11 protein-coding genes and 1 pseudogene are annotated in these 10,724 nt (G+C 45.1%); all 12 read left to right on the top strand.

Going from position 1 to position 10,724, the window contains the following annotated elements; translation table 11 throughout:
* Nucleotides 1-49 precede the first annotated feature (49 nt).
* Nucleotides 50-436 carry a hypothetical protein gene (locus AACS90_RS11160; protein ID WP_153043678.1) on the top strand — a complete coding sequence of 129 codons (387 nt, stop codon included), beginning with the start codon at nt 50-52 and terminating at the stop codon, nt 434-436.
* 13 nt (nt 437-449) lie between these two features.
* A pseudogene (locus tag AACS90_RS11155) lies at nt 450-1,556 on the top strand (DNA cytosine methyltransferase); the annotation flags it as partial.
* A 66-nt stretch (nt 1,557-1,622) separates the two neighbouring features.
* Nucleotides 1,623-1,955 (top strand): hypothetical protein, encoded by a 333-nt coding sequence (locus AACS90_RS11150; protein ID WP_099122745.1) that lies wholly within the window; start codon nt 1,623-1,625, stop codon nt 1,953-1,955.
* Nucleotides 1,955-4,033 carry a DNA polymerase gene (locus AACS90_RS11145; protein ID WP_099122744.1) on the top strand — a complete coding sequence of 693 codons (2,079 nt, stop codon included), beginning with the start codon at nt 1,955-1,957 and terminating at the stop codon, nt 4,031-4,033. The genes AACS90_RS11150 and AACS90_RS11145 overlap by 1 nt, the downstream gene beginning before the upstream one ends.
* Nucleotides 4,034-4,052: 19 nt before the next feature.
* On the top strand, nt 4,053-4,964 hold the full coding sequence (locus AACS90_RS11140) for a 3'-5' exoribonuclease domain-containing protein (RefSeq protein WP_099122743.1): 912 nt from the start codon (nt 4,053-4,055) through the stop codon (nt 4,962-4,964).
* 1 nt (nt 4,965) lies between these two features.
* On the top strand, nt 4,966-5,208 hold the full coding sequence (locus tag AACS90_RS11135) for a hypothetical protein (protein WP_099122742.1): 243 nt from the start codon (nt 4,966-4,968) through the stop codon (nt 5,206-5,208).
* Entirely contained in the window at nt 5,201-6,028 is an 828-nt protein-coding gene (locus tag AACS90_RS11130) for a PD-(D/E)XK nuclease family protein (protein WP_099122741.1), read from the top strand. Before AACS90_RS11135 ends, AACS90_RS11130 begins: the two co-directional genes overlap by 8 nt.
* A gap of 30 nt (nt 6,029-6,058) precedes the next feature.
* Nucleotides 6,059-6,355, top strand: a complete 297-nt coding sequence (locus tag AACS90_RS11125) for a hypothetical protein (RefSeq protein ID WP_099122740.1) — start codon at nt 6,059-6,061, stop codon at nt 6,353-6,355.
* On the top strand, nt 6,339-6,911 hold the full coding sequence (locus AACS90_RS11120; protein ID WP_099122739.1) for a hypothetical protein: 573 nt from the start codon (nt 6,339-6,341) through the stop codon (nt 6,909-6,911). Before AACS90_RS11125 ends, AACS90_RS11120 begins: the two co-directional genes overlap by 17 nt.
* Nucleotides 6,912-6,917: 6 nt before the next feature.
* Nucleotides 6,918-8,507, top strand: a complete 1,590-nt coding sequence (locus AACS90_RS11115; protein ID WP_099122738.1) for a helicase-related protein — start codon at nt 6,918-6,920, stop codon at nt 8,505-8,507.
* A 2-nt stretch (nt 8,508-8,509) separates the two neighbouring features.
* Nucleotides 8,510-8,929, top strand: a complete 420-nt coding sequence (locus tag AACS90_RS11110; RefSeq protein ID WP_099122737.1) for a hypothetical protein — start codon at nt 8,510-8,512, stop codon at nt 8,927-8,929.
* A gap of 10 nt (nt 8,930-8,939) precedes the next feature.
* Nucleotides 8,940-10,682 carry a hypothetical protein gene (locus tag AACS90_RS11105; RefSeq protein ID WP_099122736.1) on the top strand — a complete coding sequence of 581 codons (1,743 nt, stop codon included), beginning with the start codon at nt 8,940-8,942 and terminating at the stop codon, nt 10,680-10,682.
* The last annotated feature ends 42 nt before the right edge of the window (nt 10,683-10,724 follow it).

The following is a 10,724-nucleotide window of genomic DNA, read 5'->3' as shown; positions in this document are numbered from 1 at the left end:
TTTATGACGCGCTATGGAAGCCACCGGTTGGTATAACACAGGAGGAATCATGGCACGTACCCCCGAATCAAAAGTTAAGGAACAGGTCGATAGTTTACTAGCGCATGTGGGTGCGTATGTTCTTACACCCACGACAGGCGGCTTTGGTCGCAGTGGTCATGCAGACAGAATATGTTGTGTGCCTGATGTGCAGGGCGGACTAGGGTCATTTTTAGCGGTTGAAGTCAAGGCAGGAAAAAATAAACCTACGGCACTTCAATGCCGACGATTACTCTCGACACTCAATGCAGGTGGTTATGCCGCTGTCGTGAATGAAACCAACCTGTCTGTATTTCATACGTGGCTGGCTGCCATTCATAACGGAACGCTTGATGGGCCACGATATCTGTTACCGAATGGAGTCATATTAACGATTAATACAAAAGTTGGAAAATGAAAAACAACACGTTATGAGTATGATGCACTTTGGTTCGGTTTGTTCAGGTATAGAGGCCACGAGTGTTGCATGGGAGTCATTAGGAATAATACCCGCATGGTTTAGCGAGACAGATGCCTTTCCCAGTGCTGTATTACAGTATCGTTGGCCGCATATAACTAATCTTGGTGATATGATCTGTGTGGCAGATAAGATCATGAATCAAAGTATAAGTGCACCCGATATTCTTGTCGGTGGTACGCCCTGTCAGGCATTCAGTATTGCCGGATTGCGGAGCGGCCTCATTGATAAACGGGGGCAATTAACCTTATCCTTTGTGGAGATAGCGAATGTCCTTGATAGCGTCAGAGCATCAAATACCGAATCCCCAGCTATCATTGTCTGGGAAAACGTTCCCGGCGTATTATCCAGCAAAGATAATGCTTTTGGATGCTTTCTTGGTGGACTTGCCGGAGAAAACGTCCCCCTACAGCCGTCAGGGAAAAAATGGACGAACGCGGGTTTGGTGTCTGGCCCACAACGAACTGTCGCCTGGCGAGTGTTGGACGCGCAATATTTCGGCGTCGCCCAACGTCGTCGTCGCGTGTTTGTTGTCGCAAGTGCTAGAAGAGATGTCGATCCCGCCGAAATACTTTTTGAGTCCTACAGCGTGTGCGGGAATTTTGACACGAGCCAAACGACGCAACAAAGTCTTACCCAAAGCGTTGGAAGAAGCTCTATTGGTAGTCACTGGGACTCTTTCACCTATCCGCATCCGACCTTAAACCAGAGCCACAATGTGGGCGGTATAGGAATGAGCAACCAAGAAATTTTTTCACAAAGAGGGAGCGGCCTGATATCAACATACAGAATGCTGGCCTTTGGTGCGTATAAACAAGACGAGATGTCTTCGACGCTGAAATCCAGGGACTATAAAGATGCGACGGATTTGATAACCACACCCAATACCGTGCGTCGTTTAACGCCTCTGGAATGTGAACGCTTGCAAGGTTTGCCGGATAATCATACGCAAATCCCGTGGAAGGGTAAGCCTGCGATGGATTGCCCTGATGGACATCGTTATCGTGTCATCGGCAATGCAATGGCCGTTCCCATAATGAGTTGGATTGGAAAACGTATTTTAATGCAGCTGAGGTAACACAATGGTGTTTTTCATAGCCGTCATGAAATAAATCGAGGTGGTTGAATGAAATACGTGCATGTCACTCTCCCCTGTGAAGAACAGGGATGGTCATATGATGCAGATGCGGATTTGAATGAAGAACAACTCGTTCGTTACATTGCGGATTTACAAGAAAAAATAGAACAGCATGATGATGGGACGCTAACACGTTATGATAAAGATAATTTACAAATGGCCGAGCATCATTTGCAATGTTTAAAAGAGCTTTATGACCGACGTCAAGACACAATAAGTCCGGCCTTTATGTCAAAATCAGGTGACTGGGTACTGATTTTCTGTCTTATCGGATTAATTTATCTGATTATCAGGCCACTAATCACTTGGAATGTAACATAATGTTATACGCATACGATTATGGAATTCTGCAAAACGATATATTCAGCGATAAGGAAAAGCAGCAATCCCGTCACAACCTAACACGTGCTCTGACCTCTGATTTTGATCGTATTCCGAAAGTCTTTCTGGATTTTGAAACGTTTTATGATCCTGCCAATAAGTATTCATTATCAGCAAAAGGCATGACCTATGAAAAGTATGTTCGTGATCCCCGTTTTCAGGTCATACTTTGCTCCTTTCTTATTCCTGATACGGGCGAACGGTACTGGATACCGAACCATAAAGGTGCCGTAAGAAAAGAACTGAATGCCCTCATGTTACACAACTGTAACGTCATCGCACACAACCTTCCCTTTGATGGTTTTATTCTGTCAGATTACTACGGAATAGAACCCCTTGAGTTTACCTGTACCATGACGATGGCGCGGCCATTACATGGCGCAAAAGCGGCAAACAGTCTGGCCCAATTAGCAAAACGGTATTCCCTGCCGAATAAGAAAGAAGAAGTTCACCAGGTGATGGGAATGCGTCTGGAACATTTTACGGCCACTGGATTACAGCGGTATGGGGATTATGGTCTTCGAGATGTGGATCTTTTGCCACCACTCTACGGCCTTTTCCGTTGGCACTACTCTGAAATGGATATGGTCACCATGTCCGACACGATACGGGCCGGTTGTGTCTGTCAGTTTGATTTGGATAAGGCGTTACTGTGTGAGTATATCCCGCGCCTGATACAGTTACAGGAAGACAAACTGGCAAAAATTTCTGAGGCATTTTCACAAGATGTTGAGACGTTTCGTAAACGCTTATCGTCAAACCCTCAATTTGCAGAGGTACTGACGCAATTGGGTGTGGATGTTCCTATGAAAGACAGTAAGACCGCAAAGAATGCGGACGGGACACCAAAAAAGACGTATGCATTTGCTAAAACGGATATGGGCTTTAAGGCGCTGTTAACATCGGGCGATCCGTTTCTTGAGGCGGTCTGTGAAGCCCGTATGGGCGAGAAGTCCACGATTGGGATCACACGGGCCAAAAATCTATTAGATATTGCACATCGAGGAAAGATGCCGGTTCCCCTGAAAGCGTTTGGTGCAACAACGGGACGCTGGGTCGGCTATCAGGATATTAATGTTCAGAACTTCCCCAAACGTGGCGGCGATCTGACGCTGCGAAAATCCCTACGGGCACCGAAAGGCTATTCAGTCGTCACCTGCGACTTATCGCAGATTGAAGCCAGACGGATGGCTGACCATGCCGGACAGGACGATTTGCTGTTACAGTTTGCCTGCAATGAAGATCCTTATTCTGACTTTGCAACGATGTTATATGGTTATGAAGTCTCAAAAATAAATGGCCGAAAGAAAGAGCGTAACGTCGGTAAAGAGGGAATTCTTTCTCTGCAATATGGGTCATGGTTCGAATCGTTTTATTTACGGCTACGCACAGCCTATGATTTAGATGTCACCAAAGAATTCTGCCATGACGCTGTTTTACTTTATCGTGACCGTTATAAAAATATCGTTCAGTTCTGGACGCAGTGCCAAAATGCCTTAGACGTGATGCTTTATGGTGGCACCTATTCTTTTGGCTATGAAAACAACTATATTGCCATGAAAAACAAGATAATTTTACCGGATGGCTGGATACTGCGTTATGACGATCTTCGGATCGCCGGTAAAGATGAATTAAACCGCGACATCATTTTGTATACCGACGCCGAGAAACGGGAAACCCGCAAGATTTATCGCGGCATTATTGCGAATAATGTCACACAAGGCAGTTCTACCCGTATTCTACAGGGAATGATGATGAACCTGCGAAATGACGGCCTTTTTTGGTGTTTAACCGTACACGATGAATTAATTTTTATTCTACCAAACGAAGATCTTTCCTATTGCTGTGAACAAATCCAATACCGAATGAGAGAGCGCCCCGATTGGGCGCAACGGACACCTATTGATTGTGAGCTGACCGCAGGCCCAACCTATGGTGATCAATATGATGAAGCTATCTGGATAGCCTCTGGTTTTAATCAGAGGAATGCTGATGCTCTTTTGAAAGAATGCAACTAAACGAAAATAAGGATAAACCGTGCAGCCAAAAATAAAACGCGATACGTTATTTCTCATTGCCGATGTTGAGACATTATCTAATCTGGCGGGGGATAAACCTTTAGTTTGGGAGGTTGGTCTTGCCTTAGTGCGGGGTGACGGACTCATACTGGGATCGTGGGGGTCACTGGTCAATGTGCATGATATGGTAGCACGGGGATTTAAACAGACACCTAGCACACTGGCGTGGCTTATGAGTCAAGAAGCCGAAGTACGTTTCAGGTTTAAAAAAGCGTGTGAATCTGACACCCCAATACTTATTGATGTCATGCAGGAAATGACAACCTGGATTAAAAAAACCGTCAGTGCGCATATGAACTGGGGTGAAATCCATTTCCCTATTCGTAATCTTTATTTACTGGGGCGTGGGGCTGCGTTTGACTGTCCGATTATGGAAGTCTTATATCGTGAAGTGAATAACGATTCGGAACCACTACCGTGGCTGTTCTATAACGGGGCGTGTCTACGTACCTTTGAAATGATCTTCCCGATTCGGGCACCCAATACAGGCACAGCACATCGTGCAGAGCACGATGCTCTTTGGGAAGCTCAATGTTTATCACGACAGCTCGCAGTGTACTGGCAGTTTGCAAGCCAGATTAACGCCGCCTGTTATCAAATGGACACACAAGGGCAGTCTCTTCCCCCCAACGAACTTATTCCGTTAGGAAAGATTATAACGGAAGATACCGATAGCAAGCTCACTCTGTATGCTAAACCCGATACACCGAGCATTTCCACCTTATCAAATACCGCTCAATTTCAAAATGATAAGCCATGTTTACATCACAACTGTCCAGATTGTCATGGTTTGTTTATAAAATCTAACGGTGAACCATGTGTGCATCTTATGGCCTGTCACTGTCCTCACTGTCAAAAGGAGAGTATATAAAATGGCAAATGTCATTATTACCGTGACCGATCTGCCTGATGGTCAAGTTGATATCAATTATAATTTTGGTAACGATTTTATTGCCCCCCAATGTGATGCCGACTTAGAAAAACTGACGGATGCGCAACAGTTCAGTATTCTCATTACACAATTTATCACGGGCTGGATCTTGGATTCGGAAAATAAAAGGCCAGCTGACGTTCAACCGGTGATACGCATTCCCGGAGTGAAGCGCGATGGGTAAAGTGATCTTTTCAGCAAAAGAAAAAGACGACTTAATCGCATATCCTCTGGATCATGATGTGGAGTGGCCGAATAAAATTCATAAACCAGTTGGGGGCGGTAAACTTTTGTCGTTGGCCTTATCATTTTCGAAACTGAGTCAGTATCAACAATGTCCGCGACGATTTTATGAACAACACCTGACACATAACATTCCCTATACTGACACCCCAGCCACCTTATGGGGAACGCAGGTACACCAGGCTCACGAAAATTATCTGTTAAAAGGCCAGCTGATGGATGCGGTGGTGAAAGAAAAAATCGGTACTGGCGTAGCGGATATGTTAAAGAAGAAATTTAATAACTTAGTAGCAGAACAGCGTGTTGGTATTCCTTTGTTCGGTGAACAGGAATGGGCCATTAAAGCGGACGGCAAGGTAGCAAGTTGGTTTGATACGTCTGCCGTTTTTATGCGGGGAAAAACCGATTTAGGGATGGGAAGTTTAAAAAAACTCTATCTGTATGATTATAAAACAGGAAAAGACCGTTATCCTAAAACCGATCAGTTGGATTTAATGAGTGTCATGGCAAAAGCACAGCCAACCATGCAGCATTATACGCAATTTGATAGTGCCCTGATATTCTTAGAAGCAGGCACTGTTAAAACGCATACAACCTATCTTCATGAGGAAGGACACGCGATACAAATGCGGAAATTTTTACGGGAATCTTTACGTATTATTGATTCTTATGAGCGTGATTATTGGCCGGAACAGACATCGCCGTTGTGTGCCTATTGTCCGGTGATGAACTGTCCGTTTAATGCCACGGTTCAGAAGTGAACGACAGTTGACATACGAGCGGATATACTCATGACAATGAAAGAAAATCCAGATGTCACGTTTCTGACAATAAGGGGAGATGCCTTATTGGTGTTATTGCGCAATTTATATGAGCGACGAAAAGAAGAACAGGCCATGCTGGAAACCATTCTGACGATGATGGAATCATTAGATAACAGCGTTCAGTTGGCAGGAGAAGGCATGACTAACGCCAATGCCCGATTGGTCAGTATACTTAAGCAACTGAAACCCAAAGAAACTGCAGGCCTATCTGATGAAGAGATAATGAAACTTGTCGGAGGACAATGGAATGAAACACACTCTTAAGGCGAAAGATTTACAGGCATTAATGACCTATAATCCGAATACGGGTGGTCTTTTTTGGAAAGCACGTACACCAGAACTCTACCGAAAATACAGTCAGGCGGATCAGGGGATGGCAGAGCGTTCCTGTACATGGTTTAACCAACGTTATGCGGGTGAACACGTCGGTATCACAATGAATGGCAGTAACACGTATGTTCGGATCGCTATTGGGAGCGGTGCGGGAAACATACGGAAAAATATTCTGGATCTTATTTGGGCTGTCGTGACAGGCAAAGAACCGAATGGCCTTGTTCGATTACTGGATGATAATTGTGCGCGTACCGTGGATAATATTGTGTGTCTTTCTCCTCATATTGCACAGCTCTTTCGTAATCCTCGTGCGGGAATTTACCGTAATCGCGAAGAGAAAACATTTTACTGGCGCATTTATCGGGGAAAAGGACTCGATCAGCAAGGTGGTTATCAGACGATTAAAGAGGCCCGAGAAGCCCGTGATAATAAACTCAAAGAATTAGGTTTATGGCAGGAAACATTATTGAATGATGTATATTCATAAGGTTGAATGATGGCAACGTTGCAACTCTATCAGCAACGGGCGCTCGTCATTCAGGGGTCAGAACAAGAGCTAGAACAGGCACGTGTGTTGAATCCAGAAGGACGTATTGATCTGGGTGACAATACAGTTGCCTATAAGTGGAACTATTATAATGCGGCACTCCTGGCGTTTGCCAATTTACCCGCTGTTAGTCCTATTTATCGGGACTATAATTGGCCCGGCCCCAGTGATTTTCGTCCGTATCAGCACCAGATTGTATGTGCTGACTTTTTATGTCTTAGAAAAAAAGCCTATTGTTTTGCGGGAACAGGAACAGGGAAAACCGCTATCGGCATCTGGGCGGCTCATTATCTGTATACCCTCGGATTGGTAAAAAAGATCCTGGTACTTTGTCCGTCTTCCGTATTATTGGATGCGTGGCAGCCTACCGCTGCAAAATTGCTGTTCGGTGTGGCAGATTTTACGGTGATTGAAGGGTCAGTAAAAAAGAAACAGGAACAGGTCGCCTCGGATGCACCGTTTCACATTACGAATTACGAAGCGTTGAAAGGACTTCATAAGGAATTTATTCAGAATAATTACGACCTGATTATTCTGGATGAGAGTACTAAAATAAAGAACAGGGAAACGGATTTATGGACGTTGGTTTATCCCCTTGTGCGTAATGCCATGTATGCGTGGCAAATGACAGGAACCCCCACACCAATGGGGCCAAAAGATGCATTCGGCCAGATTTGTATGTTTGATGGTTTTGGTAATACGGTGCCGAATATCTACTGGTGGGAAAATTTAACGACGTGGAAAGTCAACGAGTTTAAACGACTTCCCCTTGAAGGTTGGCAGGATACCGTCGCAAAATACATGAAACCCGCGATCCGAATTCGAACACGGGATTGTATTGATTTGCCACCAATTGTATATGAATCGCGTTATTTACCCTTAACATCGGTACAAAATGCCGCAATTAAGATGTTACGTATTCAGCAGACGGTTAATTTAGCGGGTGAAGATATCACGGGAGATAACCAAGCCATTTTATTGAATAAAGTGGTACAAATTTGTTGTGGTGCCGTGCTTTCTGAAAATGGCGAAGTGGTTGAAATGAAACCCACGAAACGGTTGAATGAATGTCTGGAAATTATTCACAGTGAAGAGGGAAAAGTGCTTATTTTTGCGCCATTCCGTGCCGCTGTTGATATGATTGCCCGTTATTTACGCCTTAAAAATATTGCGGTTGGCGTCATCCACGGCGGGATAAGTAAGACAGCACGCCAAAAAATCTTCGACAGTTTTCAAGATGATCTTAAAGGACAGATGCAAGTGATAGTCGGTGTGCCCTCCGCATTCGCACACGGTGTGACGTTAACGGCAGCGAGTCATACCATTTGGTTTGCACCGTATAGCAGTACCGAAGTGTATTTACAGGCTAATGCCCGAATGGAACGTAATGGACAGACACACCATATGACGGTAACCGAAATCTGGGGTGATCAACGGGAAAAACAGCTTTATGACATAACCGCAGGACGCGCAGATGCTCAATTAACATTGCTGGATATTTACAGGAGTCTCTTAAAAGACAACCAGGGGGACTAACAATGAGTGATCCTTTTGTCGGTATCTCAACAGCGCAATTGGCCTCAGCCCATATTCAATTAATGCAACAGAAAGAAGCCATTGAAGCCATGCACAAGGCGGCAATGATAGAGGAAACAAAAAGCATTGATGATCAATTACGCGTCCTGTATTACGAAGTTCAAAAACGGATGCAAAATGAGAAAATTCATTCATTGGATACGGAATCAGGTAAGGTTCTCTTAAAAACGACGGTGGAATACAGTGTGCAGGATTTGGATGCCTGGGGAGATTTTATTGTTACCAGTCAGGACTTATCTTTTTTCAGTAAGAACGTATCAAAACCACGCGTGGAAGCGTATAGAAAACAGCATGGTGATGCCCTGCCACCGGGATTAAAGGCATTTACACGACAACACATACAATTCAAACCCGCGAAATAAGGAATTCCTTATGAATAATTCTATCGTGACCTTTGATCATAATTTACCTGCGCATTTGCGCGATGAACACGACGGCCTAAGTGCTTACTGGGATGATGTTGGACTGTCTAGTTTTGCTCGCATCAAAATGAAAGGACATATATTGCAGGCTTTTATTGGCCCGAATCTGGTTGCCCAGTCCCAACCTTTGCAGCCTATGACCGTTGTTATGCTTCGACCATCAAAGGTCGGACGCACATTTTATCGTGATACGTATGTGGAAGGCAGTAAAGAAACCCCCGATTGTTACTCTAATGATAATATTACGCCCGCTGCCGATGCGAAACATAAGCAGTGTACGCGCTGTGATTTATGTCCACAAAATCTTCCCGGCTCTGGCATTAATGGTGAATCGAGGGCATGTCGTTATCGGCAATCTATTGCCGTTTGGACACCGGGAGAAAATGACAGTACGTGGGATACCATTTTTCAGGTGAATTTATCATCAACTGCTATCTTTGGGGAAAAACCGAATACCGATGGTTATATGGGACTGAATGCCCTCGTTAACTGGTTTAGAAAACAAAAATTAGATCCCTCGAAAGCCTGGATTCAGCTTTATGTCGATCCTTATTCAGAACATAAACGTATTTTGATGAAACCCAAAGGATACGTTGCTGATCCCGAAGAATACCAACAGGTACGAAAACTGATTGAATCTGACGAACTTGACCGCGTACTGCGGCTCGGTGTTTTGGATACAGAACAAGCAGAACAACTGAGTGCCGAGGGATTCGGACAAATGCCAGCCCATTTGCAAACACCAGCGGCCCATACGCCAGTACGCAATACCGAATCAGTTAATACGGGACAGGAGACTGTAGACCCCTTTACCGGTGAAATTATTTTCTATGACAATCCTATCACCGATAACATACCTACCTACTGGCGGCATACGGAGCTGGGCGCAATTGTTATGTTACAACCGGGGACAAACTTACCCGTTGAAACACCTGACATAGAAGAAGTTACGTTAGCTGATTATCAACAATATGAAGCACACTTAGCGGAAGAACGTCGTATTGCAGAGGAACGTCGTATCGCAGAAGAACAACGTTTGGCCGAAGAGCGTCGTCAGTCAGAAGCTCTGGCAAGACGGGCGGCGGAAGCCAATCGGCAAGAAAATGGCGCGGTCGCAGGCCGTACCCGTACCCGAACACCGGTGACAGACGGACAAAATACCTCAGACGATCATAAAAGTGGCGTCCGCACACGCAATCGAAGTGCCGTGAATACACTACAGAATACGTCAATAACACAAGATAATACTGTACGTACACGCAGTAGGCGTAACGAGGTAGCATCACAGGATACCGTTTCAAATCCAGAGCAGCCCACTCAGACACGTACCCGAAATACGCCTGCGGACTCCTCAGCTGTACTGGGGCGTCGTCGTCACGCCGCACCGACACAAACCAGTTCAACAGGAATAACACGGACGCGAGGTGCAACGGTGACATCCTCAGCAAAAGAACAGCGTTCTGCCGATGTGAATACGCCGACACAACAACGCGTCAGTCGCCGTGCTTCTGTCGTTGAAGCAACCGAAGCCGAAGAGACTTTCTCGAATGCCTCACCGAGCTTACGTGCCGCACAACAACAAGCTGCAGAAGCACCAGATGATGAACAACCCAAGACGCGAGGTAAAGGCAGCCTATTAACCCCTGAAATGGAGGCCGCTTTGAACGCAGCGTTGTTACAAAATAACGATTAATCGCATCAACGATGATCCAATCATGGCATTAAGGAGACGAGA

It is taken from the genome of Xenorhabdus sp. KK7.4 (assembly GCF_963876465.1).
Lineage (GTDB): Bacteria > Pseudomonadota > Gammaproteobacteria > Enterobacterales > Enterobacteriaceae > Xenorhabdus > Xenorhabdus stockiae.
Note: the sequence above shows the minus strand (reverse complement) of the source record. Positions and strands in the feature narration are given on the sequence as shown.